General features: G+C 35.6%; 18 protein-coding genes and 5 pseudogenes. 22 read left to right on the top strand and 1 reads right to left on the bottom strand.

The window, feature by feature from the left end; all coding sequences use genetic code 11:
- Window positions 1–7 precede the first annotated feature (7 nt).
- The 22 genes and pseudogenes from NOX90_RS03960 (at window position 8) to NOX90_RS03855 (ending at window position 14,388) form a co-directional block, all read left to right on the top strand.
- A complete protein-coding gene (locus NOX90_RS03960) occupies window positions 8–1,012 on the top strand; it encodes a major capsid protein (RefSeq protein WP_375603628.1) in 1,005 nt (334 codons plus the stop codon).
- A complete protein-coding gene (locus NOX90_RS03955) occupies window positions 1,012–1,323 on the top strand; it encodes a hypothetical protein (RefSeq protein ID WP_375603627.1) in 312 nt (103 codons plus the stop codon). The genes NOX90_RS03960 and NOX90_RS03955 overlap by 1 nt, the downstream gene beginning before the upstream one ends.
- Window positions 1,316–1,816: pseudogene (locus NOX90_RS03950) on the top strand (phage tail protein); the annotation flags it as partial. The gene NOX90_RS03955 and the pseudogene NOX90_RS03950, both read left to right, overlap by 8 nt.
- 15 nt (window positions 1,817–1,831) lie before the next feature.
- Window positions 1,832–2,311, top strand: a complete 480-nt coding sequence (locus NOX90_RS03945; RefSeq protein ID WP_375604601.1) for a hypothetical protein — start codon at window positions 1,832–1,834, stop codon at window positions 2,309–2,311.
- A pseudogene (locus tag NOX90_RS03940) lies at window positions 2,298–2,764 on the top strand (phage baseplate assembly protein V). Before NOX90_RS03945 ends, NOX90_RS03940 begins: the two are co-directional and overlap by 14 nt.
- Window positions 2,761–3,006, top strand: a pseudogene (locus NOX90_RS03935) (PAAR domain-containing protein); the annotation flags it as partial. The pseudogenes NOX90_RS03940 and NOX90_RS03935, both read left to right, overlap by 4 nt.
- Window positions 3,007–3,018: 12 nt before the next feature.
- Window positions 3,019–3,354 (top strand): GPW/gp25 family protein, encoded by a 336-nt coding sequence (locus NOX90_RS03930; RefSeq protein WP_375604600.1) that lies wholly within the window; start codon window positions 3,019–3,021, stop codon window positions 3,352–3,354.
- A gap of 2 nt (window positions 3,355–3,356) precedes the next feature.
- Window positions 3,357–4,148, top strand: coding sequence for a baseplate J/gp47 family protein (locus NOX90_RS03925; RefSeq protein ID WP_375603626.1), 792 nt, complete (start codon window positions 3,357–3,359; stop codon window positions 4,146–4,148).
- Window positions 4,148–5,309, top strand: a pseudogene (locus NOX90_RS03920) (phage tail protein). The gene NOX90_RS03925 and the pseudogene NOX90_RS03920 overlap by 1 nt, the downstream one beginning before the upstream one ends.
- Window positions 5,310–5,492: 183 nt before the next feature.
- On the top strand, window positions 5,493–6,236 hold the full coding sequence (locus tag NOX90_RS03915) for an ankyrin repeat domain-containing protein (RefSeq protein WP_375603625.1): 744 nt from the start codon (window positions 5,493–5,495) through the stop codon (window positions 6,234–6,236).
- Between the two features lie 66 nt (window positions 6,237–6,302).
- Complete coding sequence (locus NOX90_RS03910) at window positions 6,303–6,917, top strand: ankyrin repeat domain-containing protein (protein WP_375603624.1); 615 nt, start codon at window positions 6,303–6,305, stop codon at window positions 6,915–6,917.
- A 218-nt stretch (window positions 6,918–7,135) separates the two neighbouring features.
- The gene (locus NOX90_RS03905) at window positions 7,136–7,705 is read left to right on the top strand and encodes an ankyrin repeat domain-containing protein (RefSeq protein ID WP_375603623.1); all 570 of its coding nucleotides are present in this window, start codon (window positions 7,136–7,138) and stop codon (window positions 7,703–7,705) included.
- Window positions 7,706–7,728: 23 nt separating this feature from the next.
- Entirely contained in the window at window positions 7,729–8,160 is a 432-nt protein-coding gene (locus tag NOX90_RS03900) for a DUF2924 domain-containing protein (RefSeq protein ID WP_375603622.1), read from the top strand.
- A 10-nt stretch (window positions 8,161–8,170) separates the two neighbouring features.
- Window positions 8,171–9,666, top strand: a pseudogene (locus NOX90_RS03895) (recombinase family protein).
- 59 nt (window positions 9,667–9,725) lie between these two features.
- Window positions 9,726–9,968, top strand: a complete 243-nt coding sequence (locus NOX90_RS03890; protein WP_375603621.1) for a transposase — start codon at window positions 9,726–9,728, stop codon at window positions 9,966–9,968.
- Between the two features lie 64 nt (window positions 9,969–10,032).
- Window positions 10,033–10,491 carry a transposase gene (locus NOX90_RS03885; RefSeq protein ID WP_375604575.1) on the top strand — a complete coding sequence of 153 codons (459 nt, stop codon included), beginning with the start codon at window positions 10,033–10,035 and terminating at the stop codon, window positions 10,489–10,491.
- 58 nt (window positions 10,492–10,549) lie between these two features.
- Window positions 10,550–11,668, top strand: coding sequence for a hypothetical protein (locus NOX90_RS03880; RefSeq protein WP_375603620.1), 1,119 nt, complete (start codon window positions 10,550–10,552; stop codon window positions 11,666–11,668).
- Window positions 11,669–11,824: 156 nt separating this feature from the next.
- Window positions 11,825–12,070 carry a hypothetical protein gene (locus NOX90_RS03875; RefSeq protein ID WP_375603619.1) on the top strand — a complete coding sequence of 82 codons (246 nt, stop codon included), beginning with the start codon at window positions 11,825–11,827 and terminating at the stop codon, window positions 12,068–12,070.
- Window positions 12,071–12,232: 162 nt separating this feature from the next.
- Window positions 12,233–12,904: an ankyrin repeat domain-containing protein gene (locus tag NOX90_RS03870; RefSeq protein ID WP_375603618.1), complete on the top strand. Its 672-nt coding sequence runs from the start codon at window positions 12,233–12,235 to the stop codon at window positions 12,902–12,904.
- Window positions 12,867–13,079, top strand: coding sequence for an ankyrin repeat domain-containing protein (locus tag NOX90_RS03865; RefSeq protein ID WP_375603617.1), 213 nt, complete (start codon window positions 12,867–12,869; stop codon window positions 13,077–13,079). The genes NOX90_RS03870 and NOX90_RS03865 overlap by 38 nt, the downstream gene beginning before the upstream one ends.
- A 100-nt stretch (window positions 13,080–13,179) precedes the next feature.
- A complete protein-coding gene (locus NOX90_RS03860; RefSeq protein ID WP_375603616.1) occupies window positions 13,180–14,070 on the top strand; it encodes a helix-turn-helix domain-containing protein in 891 nt (296 codons plus the stop codon).
- Window positions 14,071–14,118: 48 nt separating this feature from the next.
- Window positions 14,119–14,388 (top strand): hypothetical protein, encoded by a 270-nt coding sequence (locus NOX90_RS03855; protein ID WP_375603615.1) that lies wholly within the window; start codon window positions 14,119–14,121, stop codon window positions 14,386–14,388.
- Window positions 14,389–14,616: 228 nt separating this feature from the next.
- Here NOX90_RS03855 and NOX90_RS03850 read toward each other — a convergent pair whose 3' ends face one another.
- Window positions 14,617–15,054 (bottom strand): IS1096 element passenger TnpR family protein, encoded by a 438-nt coding sequence (locus NOX90_RS03850; protein WP_375603614.1) that lies wholly within the window; start codon window positions 15,052–15,054, stop codon window positions 14,617–14,619.
- Window positions 15,055–15,064: the final 10 nt, after the last annotated feature.

Below are 15,064 nucleotides of genomic sequence, written 5' to 3'. Positions count from 1 at the left end.
GAAAAAAATGCAAAATCCATTTACAAATCCAGCATTTAGTATGACGGCACTGACAAATGCGATAAACATATTGCCGATAAATTATGGACGAGTTGAGAATTTAAATTTGTTTCCAAGTAGGTCAGTAAGATTTCGACATATTACCATAGAAGAACACAACGGAGTTTTAAGTCTATTGCCAACACAAGTACCCGGGGCGCCAGCAACAGTAGGAAAAAGAGGAAAAAGGAAGGTAAGAACATTTACGATTCCGCACATTCCGCATGATGATGTAGTGTTACCAGAGGAAGTACAGGGAATAAGAGCATTTGGATCAGAAAGTGAACTTAAAGCGCTGGCAGATGTAATAACTGACCATTTACAGCTAATGAGAAATAAACATGCAATAACGTTGGAGCATTTGCGAATGGGAGCGCTGAAAGGGATTATTCTGGACGCAGATGGCAGTGAATTATTAAATCTGTACAACGAATTTGAAATTACACCAAAAGTAGTAAATTTTGCGCTAGGAACAGCAACAACAGATGTAAAACGAAAATGTCTGGAAGTATTGCGGCACATAGAAGATAACCTAAGTGGTGAATATATGACTGGGATTCATGCGCTGGTAAGTTCTGAGTTTTTTGATGCATTAACATCGCATAGCAAAGTAAAAGAAGCATATGAGAGATGGCAAGAAGGAGCAGCGCTCCGAAACGATATGAGATCAGGATTTACGTTCTGTGGAATAACATTTGAGGAGTACAGAGGACAAGCAACTGATCCTGAAGGAACCGTAAGAAGATTTATAGAAAGAGATACAGGACACTGTTTTCCACTTGGTACAGCAAGCACATTTACAACATACTTTGCGCCAGCAGACTTTAATGAAACAGTGAATACGCTTGGACAGCCACTATATGCAAAACAAGAGCCAAGAAGATTTGATAGAGGGACCGATTTACATACTCAGTCAAATCCTCTGCCAATGTGCCATCGTCCGGCAGTTTTGGTAAAAATTAGTTCTAGTTGATGAATATAGGAAAATTATTGGAAGATTGTTTTGAGCATCTAGGAGTGGAAGCCACATATTGTAATAAAAATAAAGAGGGTATTCGTAAAATAAAAGTGCTAATTAAACGTCCAGATACTACGTATTCTTTAGGTGCAGATGGAGCATTAACTCAGCAAATTGCTTCTATAGAAATACGTGATCAGGACATTACTTCCTTTAGCATAGGTAATTATATCAAGATTGAAAAAAGGTTCTACAAGATTTTTGAACCACCATTGAAAGATTCTTCAGGTAAAATATGGAAAATTGAGGCAATAGAAAGTGTTTAATATTAAAACTAGTAACAATATTAATGAAATAATCTCCAATATTGACGGAAAAGAGCAGAAAGTAAAACTGGCAGCTATAAAAGCACTAAATAGAACAGCACTATGGTTAAAAGCAAAAGCAGCTAAGGAAATCAGTGAAGAAAAGAAGATAAAATTAAGTTTGATAAGAAAGAGATTAAGAATTTTTAAGGCGAAAACTAGCAGATTAGACGTGTTAATTAGAGCAAATTTGTATGATATTAGAGTATCAGCAATGGGCAAGATGAGACAAACAAAAAGAGGTACAAAAATAGGAAAACATCCGTTTATAGGAGGATTTGTAGCAGTTATGCCAAGAGGAAATAGTGGTGTTTTTAGGCGTGAAGGAAGAAAAGCTTTGCCAATACAAGAGGTAAAATTAGGACTGGAGCCAGAAGCATCAAAAATAATAAATGGGCTAGTTAATTATGAAACAGAAGAGATATTTGAGAAATATTTTGAGCGTGAATTAGAACTAANNACAAAAAGTATGATTTTAACTGAGTTGCAGAAAGCAATTTGCAGGATATTGAAGAAAGAAATATCAGCAATTCAAACTTGTGAGGTTTATCCAACAATAAGGAAAGAATTAGTAGCGCCAGCGTTATTTGTAGAGCTTGTGAGTTTAGAAACGGGAAAAGATCCAGGGACAGAAGAATTAGCGCTGAGAGCAAGATTTGAGGCAAGGATTGTAGTTGATGGAACAATCGAGGATTCCTCGTTAGTTGTAAGGTCATTAGCAGCAGAAGTAGCAAGAGTAGTGAACAAGAATACCTGGGAAGGGAAGAATGTATCTCCGGCTGAATTTCTTTCTGCAGNNGAGCCAGATGGATTTAGACCCGAATTAGATGCATATTTGGTGTGGATGGTAGAGTGGGTGCATACAATACACGTAGGGCGATCTATTTGGGAAAAAGGAAAATTTAGGCCACACAAAATAGAAATCGGTGAAATAAATGTTAGAAAATAATTTTGCAATTTCGGAATTACAGAGGAAATTGGCGAACNNATTGTTCGTATAGGAGTTGTAAAAGAAATAGATTATGAAAAAGCAAAAGTAAGAGTGAAAATAGGAGAATTTTTAACAGATTATTTACCGTGGATAACAAGTAAAGCAGGAAAAGATAGAGATTGGTGTCCGCCAGATATTGATGAGCAAGTAGTTATACTTTCCCCGCTGGGAGAATTATCTTTAGGAGTAGTACTTCTTGGAATATATCAACAAAAGTACTCTGCACCAGAAAATAAAAAAGAGGTGAGTAGCTTAACATTTCAAGATGGAACAAAGTTGTCATACGATAAAGATAAACATCATTTAGAGATTGAAGTAGTAGATAAAATAACACTGAAAGCTGGAGAATCGAGCATAGAAATGACAAAAAGTGGAATAAAACTGAAAGCAGAAAGGATCGACTTAAATTGAACAAAGGAATAGTGAGGTTAGGAGACTACTGTGGAGAAGCTATACCACATTTCTGTATTAGCGGCAGTAATAATGTTTTTGTAAACGGTAAGTCAATATGTAGACAAGGAGACAGTTTTAGTGAAGGAAAAGTAATGATTCAAGTATCAAAAACAGTGTTTGCAAATGGTCTTAGTGTAGGAAGAGTAGGAGATACAGTTTCCTGTGGATTTAAGGTAATAGGAGGAAGTAGCAGCGTTTTTCTGGATAAAGATATGAAGGGAATGAGTGCTAGAACAGGTAAGGCATTAGAAGGAATAGAACATTTAAAGCAATCAATTATTGATATATTAACTACTCCTATTAATAGCAGAATAATGCGGAGAAATTATGGGTCGAGGTTGTTCGAATTAGTTGACAAGCCAGTAAATCGTGATTTAACACTAGAAATTTACGCAGCAACAGCAGAAGCACTAGAAAAATGGGAGAGAAGGTTTAAATTAGAGAAAGTGAAGATAACAGAAGTAAAAGAAGGGAGAGTAACATTGAATTTAGAAGGTATCTATCTTTCAGAAGGTAAGTTCATAAATATTAATGGAGTAGTTGTTTAAAAATGCAGCAGCCTGAACCACTGAACTTTGAAGAGATTTTTGCGCGGATGAAGGAAGAGTTAGTGAAGCGTGATGCAAGTTTTACAGCATTAGTAGAATCTGATCCAGCAATGAAGGTTCTGGAAGTGGCAGCCTGGCGAGAACTTTTGCTGAGAGAAAGAATAAACGAAGCGGTAAAAAGCAATTTACTCAAGTTTGCAAGGGGAGAAGAGCTTGATAATTTAGCTGAGTTTTATGGTGTAGAAAGGGAAAAGGGGGAAGATGACGAACAATTTAGAAAAAGAATTAAAGCAAAGATATTTGGCTGGAGAACAGGAGGANAGAAAGAGTATTATCGGTATTATGCATTATCAGCGGATATGAGAGTTAAAGATGCATTAGTAGAATCTCTGGTACCAGGAAAAGTACAAGTTTCAATCTTATCAACACAATTATCCACAACTGGCATACCGCCAAAAGAATTACTAGAAATTGTCAGAAATCAGCTAAACAAGGAGGATGTGAGGATTTTAACAGATACGATTGAAGTGGTAAGTTGCAATATTATTGAAATAGATATCCACAGCAAAATTAGCATAAGTTCTATAACATCAGAGGAAGAAATTAAAAAGCAATTTATCGAAAAGTTTGAAGCAAGCAAAAGACTCGGATGGAGTATTACAAGATCATGGATTATAGCGAATTTGTTCGTAGAAGGAGTGGAAAACGTGGAATTAATAGAGCCAAGAGAGGATGTTGTGGTACTGGGAAATGAGTGCGCTGCCTTAAGAAGTTTAAATGTTGAGTTGAATTAATGCTATTACCCCCAAATGCAACAAAACNAAGAGCAAGCATTAGTAGAGGCTATTGATTACAAAGTAGATCCAAGTTGCATTAAGGGATTTAAATTCGGCTTAAAAGAAGAAATCCTACCTTGGTTAATCGAAGAATATGGCCTAGAAGAAATTCTATCATGGGTGAAGGATAAGAAGAAATCGATTAAAGAAGGAGTAAAATTTCAAAGACTAAAAGGAACACCAGCATCGCTGAAAATAGCATTAAAATGGGCAAATATAGAAGATATTACAATTATCGAGGAACCTCCAGGAAAACATTTCTTTGAGTTGCAGGTAGGGATAAGAGACGTACCAAATGACTTCTTCGTAGATGCAGTAGTAGAGCTGGCAAAACTATCACTGCCTGTAAGATCCAGATTGATGAGGATTTTTAACGATTATTATAATGCGCAGAGATTTATATTGGATGAGAGTTTATTTGGAGATCTTCTTTCTGACTATTCAGGGGTAAAAATAGAAGAAGATGGACCAGTGTTATCATTTGGTCGGAAGAACGCATTTGAGCTAAAAATCTTAAATCCAAGTTTTAAGTTTAGTACTTTTCGGGTTCATTATGAGCAAGCATTTAGTAATGACATATATCGATTAGATGTAGCAATACTTGGAGAAACCGAGCCTCACACAAAGAATTATAACGGTATTTATGAAAGAAGTCATCAGTGGAATAATTTAAAAACGTTATATCCGCTACCACAGAGCTTATTACCGGCAATTAAGTTTGCGAAAGCGCAGATAGTATTATCAGATAGCTGGAACTTAGGGGAAATAAACGCATGTTTTCCGGTTACGAGCGTAGAAGAGGAAGGGGATAAATTTTTACTAGGAAGTAGCAAACTATCTGAACAACTGTGGAATTTAAAGTACAAGCCAATTTTAGAAAGGTTTAGCGTTACTCACCATTACAAGGTAGAAGATTTTACCAACCAAAAAGTTATAAGATTTGGTTTAGCAAAGCACTATGTTCATTTTGAAAGCGATGTAAATTCAGAGCAAAAGGATTCAATACACGAACCGGAAAATTACATTTTGGTGTTTTACCCAGGTGTACTAACGTGGCACGAACATCGACATTTGCACAGAAGTTGGAAAAATAACCAAGTAATATCTATAATAAGTTAAGTACTTATATTTATATCCTCATATATTATGTTAATAATAGGTTAAAGTGTATGAAATAAAAAGAAAAAGACTTGCTTTTTCATGCCAAAACGCACATAACTTAAATAGTAGCAAGTAAACAAAAAAAATTGATCTTGCACTAAAGAGAGCCAAATTGGCGTATGTTTTTATAGTGAGGTATGTATGAAGTTCAGTGAGGAAAAGAGAGAATCTTTTAGTAAGTCATTTTATGAATTATTAAAGAACTCGTTTAAGAATATTAATGAAANNAAAGATGAAAAAGGGGAAACGATACTACATAAGGCAGCAAGAATGTCGACAAGAGAAAAAGTAAGTTTTCTAGTCAAGAAAGGAGCAGACGTCAATGCAAGAGATAAAAAGGGTTATACACCACTACACTGTGCAGTATTTGCGAAAAGCTTAGAAAATGTAAAAGTACTGCTAAGGGAAGGAGCGGAAGTAAATGCCACTCAATATGTCAGTGGATGTACGCCACTGCACTCTGCATGCAAAATAGGAGGAGCAGGAGTTGAAATAATAAAAGAGCTAGTAAAGGCCGGAGCTGAAGTTAATCAACTGAATAAGTATGGTGCAACACCAATGTACTATATCTGGGAAAGTGAAAAGTATCGTCTATGTGATAGCAAAGAGAGTGAAAAGGCGAGGAAATTCTTTGGAAAACAAGGAGGAATAACAAAAAGTAGAGAACTGACGTGCTATGGAATAGAGATGCTAGTGAGAGAAATAGCAGACATGTTGAATAGGAGCTATTTACCTGAGTTAAAAATAATAGAGATAGGAGAAATAAGGAAGAAAGATAAGTCACTAATAAAGGAAGAATGTAAAAATTTAGCAAGCAAGATAATGAGCCAAGTGAACGAAATGATAGATGAAGTGTTGAAGGCAGACTTAAGCAAGATGTGGTGAGGAGGGAGCTCAAAAAAAAGCAAAGAGTTTGGTTGCGAAAATTTCAAAGGGAAAGTGAGGTATGTTATGTCAAGGAAAGAAGCAAGGAATGTTTTTGATAGGTTATTGAAAGCATTATCAGAAAACAGGTTTCAACAAATAAATGAAAAAGACGCAGCAGGTTGCACAATATTGCACCGAGCAGTACAGGTGTCAGAGCCAGAAGTAATAAAGTTATTAATAGAAAAAGGAGCAGGTACAAACGATAGAAACAATAGAGGCGAGGCACCGTTGCACCTAGCAGCGTTTTTAGGAAGAAGAAAAAATGTGAAAGTGCTGATAGAAGGAGGAGCTACAGTAAATGCAAAATCAAACAATAAAGCAGTACCACTACACTTAGCCTGTTTAGCAAGAAGAATAGGAACAATAGAAGAGCTGATAAAGGCAGGAGGAGATCTTGATACAGTAGATAAATTTGGATGTAGCCCACTAAACTATGCAAAAATTTACCCGAAAGTGACAAGTTATTTAGAAAAGAAGGGAGTGAATATGAGAGATGTGGCAGTGATGTATGGAGAAGCAAACAAGGCAATAGAAGAAATAATGGAAAGGTGTAATAAAGGACCGGAGGGAGAAGTGATGAGTTTTAAGGAAGTAGTGGAATTAATAGAAAAAGAATCCTTGGGAATGGAAGAGAAATAGGAAGAAGCAAGTGGCTTTATTTAACAAATTAAACATATAGATTTATATCTTAATATAATATGCGGAAAAAATTTATATATTTTGTAAAAAAAACTTGCTTTTTATGCCAAAACAGCCCTAAGTGAAAAAGTAGCTGGTAAACAAACAAGGATTACCAAGCGCTAAAGTGAGCCAAATTGGAGGCACTTTAAATTACATTAATAGCTGAGGAACNNGTCATGGCAAAATTTAGTAAGAAAGAAAGAGAAGAATTTAATAAGTCTTGGAAAGAGGTATTAGATAACTCAATAGAAAATATTAATAAAAAAGACACAAAAGGGAGGACGATGTTGCATTACGCGGTGGGAATGCCAGATCCAAAAAAAGTGAGGTTATTAATCAAAAAAGGAGCGAATGTAAATGTGGCAGATGCGGGACAATATAGACCACTGCACTTAGCAGTCATGGGACAACGTGTAGAAAATACAAAAGAGCTGATAAAGGCAGGAGCCGATGTAAACGCAGTGGAACGAAGTAGCAAATTTGCCGCATTACACCTTGCCTGCATGGTAAGTGAGATAAAAATAGTAGAAGAGCTAGTAAAAGCCGGAGCAGAAGTAGAGCAAAAGGATAAATTTGGCAAAACAGCAATGTATTATGCGAGAAATAATAAAGAGATAATAGAAGTGTTAGAGAACGTAAAAATGGCAAATAAACAGAGGGAGTTCATAGAAAGAGTAAGGGNNGTTGTATCGGAAAGCACGGCAGCAGGTGTAAAAGAAGAGCTTGTGGATGAGAAAGTGCTATAGCGTTTAAAAATTCAGGTGATTATATGGAAAAAAAAGTAGAAAAAGAGGTAAAATATTTAGAGAAAAAATCGCTGGTAGAGCTGAGGAAAATATGGAAAAAGGTATTCGTGGAAGAAGCACCTAGACATTCAAAAAAGTATTTGATACCGAGATTAGCATATAGAATACAGGAGAAAGCGTATGGAGAAATGTCAAGAAAAGGGGCAAAAAGACTAGAATATCTAGCAGATCGGCTAGAGAAGGGAAAAAGAATAAGTAGCGATAAACTGCCAGCAGCGGGAACAGAGCTGATATTAGAAAGGGGTAAAGAAACGCATGCAATAATGGTAATGGATACAGGATTGATCTACAGAGAAGAGTTTTATACATCATTATCGGCAGTAGCAGGAAAAATAATGGGAATGAGTTATAACGGACCGTTGTTGTTCGGAATGCGTGATAAAAAGGGAAGTTGAGGAGAAAAAAATGTGTAAAGAAGTGAGATGCGCAATATATACGAGAAAATCAAATGAAGACGGGCTAGAGCAGAAGTTTAATAGCCTGGACGCGNNCAGCGAGTAGCATGTGAGAAGTATATAAAAAGCCGAGAAGGGTGGGTAGTGTTGGCCAAAAGGTACGATGATGGAGGGTTCTCAGGGAGTAATTTAAATAGACCAGCGATAAAGGAATTATTTGAAGATGTAAAAGCCGGAGAGGTAGACTGCGTGGTAGTATATACGCTAGATAGGCTATCAAGAGAAACAAAGGACTGCATAGAAGTAACATCATNNTTTTTTAGAAGGCACCGGATAAGTTTTGTAGCAGTGACGCAGATATTCGACAATAATACGCCAATGGGAAAATTTGTGCAAACAGTGTTATCAGGGGCGGCACAACTAGAAAGAGAAATGATAGTAGAGAGAGTAAAAAATAAAATAGCAACATCAAAGGAGCAGGGATTGTGGATGGGTGGAACTTTGCCGCTAGGGTATGATGTAAAAGATAAAGAATTAATAATAAATGAGAAAGAAGCAAAGACGGTGAAACATATATTTGAGAGGTATATGGAGCTGAAGTCAATGGCAGAATTGGCAAGAGAGTTAAACAGAGAAGGGTACCGAACGAAATCAGATATCTTTAAAAAGGCCACGGTAAGGAGAATAATAACAAATCCAGTATACATGGGAAAAATCAGACATTATGAGAAAGAGTATGAGGGGAAGCATGAGGCGATAATAGAGGAAGAAAAATGGCAAAAGGCACAGGAATTAATAAAGGATCAACCATATAGAAAAGCAAAATATGAAGAAGCATTGCTAAAGGGAATAATTAAGTGCAAGAGCTGTGATGTAAACATGACTCTGACGTACGCAAAAAAAGAGAATAAAAGGTACCGATATTATGTATGCAATAACCATTTAAGGGGAAAGGGTTGTGAATCAGGAAACCGAAATGTAATAGCCGGAGAAGTGGAAAAAGAAGTAATGAAGAGAGCAGAGCACCTATACAAAAATTGGCAAGAAAAAGCGGAAGAATGGAAAAATTTAAGTTTTGGAAAACAGAAAGAAGTGGTGAAAAAGTTAATAAAGGGAGTAATGGTAAAAGAAGATGGAGTAGTAGTAAGTTCTGAATCAGGAGAGATATTTATACCAATGAATTTAAAGAAGAAAGGAAACAAATGCACAGTAGTAGAACCAGAAGGAAAAACAAATAATGTACTACTAAAAGCAGTGGTGAGAGCTCACCTATGGAAACGGCAACTAGAAGAAGGAAAATACGAAAGTGTGAAGGAGCTGAGCGTTAAAATTAATATAGGTACAAGACGTATACAACAAATTTTAAGGTTAAATTATCTAGCTCCAAAGATTAAAGAAGACATAGTAAATGGGAGACAGCCAAGTAATTTGAGGCTAGTAGATTTAAAAGAAATACCGATGCTGTGGAGTGAGCAGGTAGAAAAATTTTACAAATTAGCGTCTTAGAGCATGTCTTCAAACTAAGTAGAAAGGAGTTAAGAAGTGTGTTATAAGATATATTTTAAATGTACCCAAGCGATATAAGTGACAAAGAATGGAAGATGATAGAGCAATATTTTGAACCTAAAAAGACCGGCAGACCAAGAAAACACAGTATCAGAACGATTATCGATGCAATAAGGTATGTGATGAGAACAGGCTGTCAATGGAGACAACTACCTAAGAATTTTCCACCATGGAAAACCGTGTATAGTTGTAATTCGCGTTTAAAAAAAGTGGAATATGGCAAGAAATTCATGATTTTCTAGTTAAAAAACTAAGAAAGATAATTGGTAAGAATGAAACTCCATCAGTAGGAATAATTGACAGTCAATCAGTAAAAACCACTCAAAAAGGGGATCCAGAGGATATGATGCTGGCAAGAAAGTAAAGGGTAGAAAACGCCACATCGTTGTAGATACTCTAGGTCTTGTAATTGCTGCTGAAGTACACAGTGCAAGCATTCAAGATCGTGATGGTGCACTAAATCTTTTTGTTCAAGCCAAATGCAAAGCTCCAACATTACGTAAGTTTTTTGCTGATCAAGGATATACAGGTAAATTGCAAAACCGCTGTTTATTGGAAACTGGATGTTTGTTGACGATTACCAAGAAAGTAGTTGATACAGGATTTCAGGTTATTCCTAAACGTTGGATTGTTGAGAGAACCTTTGCTTGGCTCTCCAATTTTAGACGTATGAGTAAGGATTATGAGCATTCTCCTCTCACTTCAAAAAATAACATCTTTTTTAATATGATCACTATTATGCTTCACAAATTAGCTCATTCTTGAGTTTGAAGACATGCTCTTAAATTACACACATTAAATATAACAAATTTTAATAGAGATTATGAAAACGTCAAAACTGACATTAGTATGTGATATATATGAGTTAACAAATAAAGATGGAAAGAATATTCAAAAGCTAGTAAGAGAAATAGAGGAAGGGAAAGGTATTGCTGGAAGGTTCAGAAATGGAATATTCAAAAGGTCCAGCTATAACGCAAGCACGATTCTTTTAACAAAAATAACTTATAAATATCAGAGTAGAGAGAAGACGTTGTCACTACTACATTATGCTATAAGTCATAAAAATAATCAAGCTGTAAAAGATCTTTTAGAAGAAGCCAAAAAACAAAAACTATTAAAGGAAGTTCTGAATGAAGAGATGACCACAAAACATTCAGATGGTCGGGAAGAAAATCATACAATACTTACAGATGCTATATCACGTAGAGACAATGACATTATGAGAGCAGTGTTAAAAACCTCTGAGGAAAATGGTATTTTGAAAGATATTCTAAAAAAGAGAATAACGATAAAACATTCAAATGGCAAGGAAATGACTTACACCCCATTCACCTATGCTGAAGCGTGTAAAAATAGTGAAGCTGTAAGAGAACTGGGAAATCTTCTTAATGAGAGAGCAACCCAGCAGTCCACTGTTGTAACAGCTAAAACTACTACAGCTAAAGATGAAAATAGTAAGGAAGTGCATGAAATATGTAAATATAGTGTAACAAATAAAGATACTACTCATGCAATTGACAAAGCTACAGAGACCGACACTCAATTATGTAAAGATATCAATGAAAAAAGTGAGATAGAACAACCAATGTTTGAAAGCAGCGAAGAAGCGCAAAATGATTCAACTACTGTAGAGCCAACTTCCGTTGATAGAGCTGACAGCCCATCTTCCGCTGAACCATGTTTTGATGCTACAGACGAAAAAGAAGGACCATTAATGCAACAAAGACAAGCAATCCTGGCTGGTGTTGTTGGTGCAGTGTTATTGGCAAGCGGTGTTGCATTATATATTATGAAAATGCCTGTAGTAGCAGCGGTTGTGGGAATAGTTGGACTAGCGTGCATAAGTTTTGCATTGTATCATGCTCTGAAACCCAACACCAAGCTCGAGAAAGTAGACGATGTAGAGCAACTAGATGTTAAATCTCTTCCTAGTTTGTGAAGCTAACGCAATCAATATATTTACTATTAATAATAACAAATAAATATTTAAAAAACTTATTGACTTCCACCAAAATAGATAGCTTTATGCCAATACTACTAAGAAAACAGTAGTAAACATTTGGAAGAATTGAGTCTTTAATGAGTGGGGATTTTTATGAGTAATAGCAGTAACAAACGTGAAAAATTAGAACCAGGAAGCAGCAATATAATAGAACGGCTTCTATTGAGGTCCCCTGAGCAGCTAAAACTATACTGCAAACTGCTCGATAATGAGAAAAGACAAGATCTTTATCAAAAGGTGCTGAAGGAAATGCGTAAAAACCTAGAAGTGAATCAGTTGAAGAAACTGAACAAAATAGCTGTTGTCATAGAAGAAGCCATTGAAGAGGGAAGGAAATGAGTTTATTAATTAATATATATAAGATATTAGCATAATTGTGAATGCCCTCATGAGNAGAGAATTAGCAGTGCATGTAGGAATTTATACGGGTTTTGCAGTTAATAAAAAAATAATGTTTGTGTCTGTAGAATGGAACAGTTTTATTAGTTTAGTGAGGTTGGTATGTGTAATATCATAGAAAAGTATTTAGTAGATAAGAAAGATGTTAATGTTAAGAATGATAAAGGAAATACGCCTTTGCATTTAGCTGTGGAAGAAGGTAATCTTGAAGCAGTTAAACATCTTATAGAGAAAGGAGCTGATTTAAATGCTCCAGATAAACATGGTTGGACTCCGTTGTATTACGCTGTCTATTCAGGAAATATTGATGTGGTAAGATTTTTAATAGATCAGGGTGCTGATTATAATATTACTGACAATGAAGGTACTCCCGTATATTATGCATTTCAATATGGTCATGTTAGAATAGTCAAATATTTTGTAGAAGAAAAGAGTATTGATCCCATGGCACCAATTAATGAATATGGCAGTACTTTATTTGGTCAAGCTGTTGTAGGTGGTGATTTGGATACTATAAAATATCTGATGAGCCGAAAAGATGTCACTTATGACGGCAATGATCTATTGGAAATAGCGATATTAAATGGCCACTTGGATGTTGTTAAATATTTGGTAGAGGAGAAAGGAGTTGATGTAAACTTTGTAGAAAAAAACGGCTGGACACCTTTACTTGATGCTGTTGAGCGAGATAATGTTGAAGTAGTAGAATACCTAATAGAGAAAGGAGCTTATGTTAATGCTACAACAGAAGATGGCACCACTGATAGCTGCTGAACATTGTAACTTTGACATGGTCAAATGTCTTGTAATAAATGGGGCAAATATAAATGTCAGAGACAAAAATGGCAATACACCGCTGCATTTGGCTACTCAAGATAGTGAATATCAAGATAAAAGATATAAAGAGGACGTGAAGGAATACCTTATCAGTCGTGGTGCGCATATTTAGAGAAGCTCAACTCTCCTATTTTACATTTCTGTGCGGTAGGAGAGTTAATAGAATCTTAGATAAAAGAGTATATCTTTGTCTCAAAATATTTTAAAGAGGCATGACAAGGTCTGCAGACTACGAAGTAGGGAAAAAATTAAAACATGAGAGGGAAAAGCAACAATATACTCAGGCAGGTTTAGGAAGTAAAGTCGGAGTATTAGAGAAGCAAATGTCCAGATATGAGCGAGGGGAAAATCCGATTTCAATCATTACATTCTGTATGATAGTAGTGGAACTAATGATTGATATGGCAAAACTACTGCCTGAATCCACGATATCAGAGAAAATTGAAGATAAGGTAGAAAAAACATTAAATATAGTTAGAGAATGTAAAAAATTTAGGAATCAGGAATTATGTAAGATGGCCTCTGCATTAAATAAATCTATCCAGATGGGGGAAGAAGAGGGTAGAGAAGCTGAAGTGGCAAAGAATCTACTTAAAGCTGGTATTTCTGTTGATGTCATCCTCCAAACAACAGGCTTGTCTAAAGATGAACTTGAGAAACATAATAAAACAGAGATAGTTAATTTTATAGCCTATAAAACAGGGGAAAATATGAAAGACTGGAGGCTAGCAAGGGGATGTAGTCAGGAGGATTTAGGAAATAAAGTCGGTTTAACAGGTGGTCAAATAAGACGCTATGAGCAAGGAACCCATATCATGAAAATAGGAAAACTACTTAACATAGCAGACAAATTGTCAATGCACGCTAAAACTCTACTGCCAAAAACGAGTGAACTAATAGAAAAAGGCAACGTTGAAATTGAAAGAAGTAATGAAGATAGAGAAGGAGAAAATGGAGTACTAGATTTAGTGAGAGAGTATAACAAAATTGAGGATGAAGAAATACGTGATAAATTTTATTCATTAATTATGTCGGTATCCAAAAGAATACAGATTAATAAAGAAAAGGGTAAAAAAATAGGGGAAATAGAAGTGGCAAATTAAAGCTGGCATATCTGTTGACCTAGTAGCTTGGCGTTCCTAAAGCTGAAATTGAACAACTCAAGAAGAAATAGTCTCGAAAAATCATCAATTCAACCAATTGTAGCTGGTGTTGTTGGTGCGGTATTATTGGTAAGTTGTGTTGCATCTTATCTACTGATTGAATATTCCAAAGTACACGTTATAGCGGTAATTGGAGGGATTCTTGGGTTGGTTTGTATGGGTTTTGCCCTGTATAATGCTATAAAGCCCAATACCAAATTTGAAAAAGTAGAAGATTTGGAACAACTTATCGCTCAGCCTTGTTTGAATCCAGCATAATTGGCATTTTTGTGGTCTTTGATGCCGTTAAATCCATAGATTCATTTGCTGCGGTTTTTATGGGGTTTACAGCAGTGGTTGTAAAAGATNCACCAAAAAAAGTACATCCAAAGCCTAAAGTGCGATTCTAAGGTCAACTCTGGGGGTTGTTTTTTTCTTTAACGTACCACAAAGTTTAAAAAAATAAGATTTAAGAAGAATTTGATAGGAAGTAACATCTAAACTCTATTACTCATCGTCATAGTCAGGATATTGTGGAGGTGCAGCACCTTTTCTTTCAACCACAACCGGGTATTTTATACTATCTTTAGGATCACTTATACCTAAACACTCCACTAAAAACATCCAATCGTCACCATAATCAAAAAGAAATAACATTTTTTTGTTGAGTTGAAAAACTTTATATATGTAAGATTTTTTTACACTTTTTTCATTATCATTAACTGGATCACCAAAATCATAAAATAACGTATACGCCTCTGAGCTTTTGTGAATATCTTTAATGTTATCATAAAAACCAAACGCATGATCAAACTCAAAGTCAAAAGCACCGACAATCTCTTTTGCAAAAGCATAGAGAGTGGTTCTACCTTTCAATGCCATTTCGCGATAGATTTTTTTGTTTAGAGAGACCTTAAATAGGTATACTTTTTCTTTCTCATTCACTTAATTTACC

Source organism: Wolbachia endosymbiont of Anurida maritima, assembly GCF_042182995.1.
Classification (GTDB): domain Bacteria; phylum Pseudomonadota; class Alphaproteobacteria; order Rickettsiales; family Anaplasmataceae; genus Wolbachia.
Note: the sequence above shows the minus strand (reverse complement) of the source record. Positions and strands in the feature narration are given on the sequence as shown.